Genomic DNA, 884 nt, shown 5'->3' on the forward strand with positions numbered 1-884 from the left:
CAATTAAGTCTGATGGGGTAAAGTATTGCCCACACCAGGTACATCTACCTTTTTGTTTTTTGAGTAGTTTTGCTACCCTAATTGGCGTGTCGATTGCTTGTCCTTTCCTGGTTGCCCAGTAAGTCCAATTTCCGTCGTATGGTGTTGCGTCAGGGGGTATTAAGGTATGTCTGACAATTGGAGTCCAGTTGTGTTTATATAGATGTAACCCATCTCTGGTTTGGAACAACCAAGTTTCATGTCTTTCTTTACCATTGCTAAGTTTAATTGTTCTATGTCTGAAATAATTTCTTAGCTTTTCGTGACTTGCCTTTCCGCATCTTGATACTGTCCATGCCCGTAACATTTGCCAGATTGTCTTATCTAGTTTAGTGAAGGTCTCTGTTGAGACTACCGCTGAGTAGTAGTTTGACCATCCCCTAATAATTGGGTTTAGTTTGTTAATCATGGCTGATTGAGGTGCTGTTTTATGTTGTTTAATTACACCTTTTATCGCTTCTGTGTGGGCAACTGCTTTTTGGCTGGGTTTTATGTGGGTTTTATGTCCGATTAATCGGCTCTTACGTCCCCCTGTTTTTCCAGACTTGTATTTTCCTACTGGGTATTGCCTGATATTGAATCCGAGAAAATCAAACCCAGGTTCTTCTGTTTTGCCATTATACTCAATAGGTTTGAGTGTGTGACAGATTCGAGTCTTTTCAGGTTTTATTTCTAGTCCTACAGGTTTTAGCCATTCAGAAATAGCAGTTTTGCACTGTTCAATGATTCCTAGGTCTTTGGAGATGACCACAAAATCATCGGCATATCTTATAAGGTTCACCTGAGTGGTTGTGCCTTTATTTGGATACATTCCTTTAACTAGCCTTTCCATTCCCAACAGTGCG

1 protein-coding gene is annotated in these 884 nt (G+C 40.3%); it reads right to left on the bottom strand.

Features of this window, described 5'->3' with window-relative positions:
* On the bottom strand, positions 1-884 hold an 884-nt coding region (locus P5674_RS25280), incomplete at both ends, for a group II intron maturase-specific domain-containing protein (RefSeq protein WP_315670432.1).

It is taken from the genome of Limnospira sp. PMC 289.06 (assembly GCF_032350395.1).
GTDB lineage: Bacteria > Cyanobacteriota > Cyanobacteriia > Cyanobacteriales > Microcoleaceae > Limnospira > Limnospira platensis.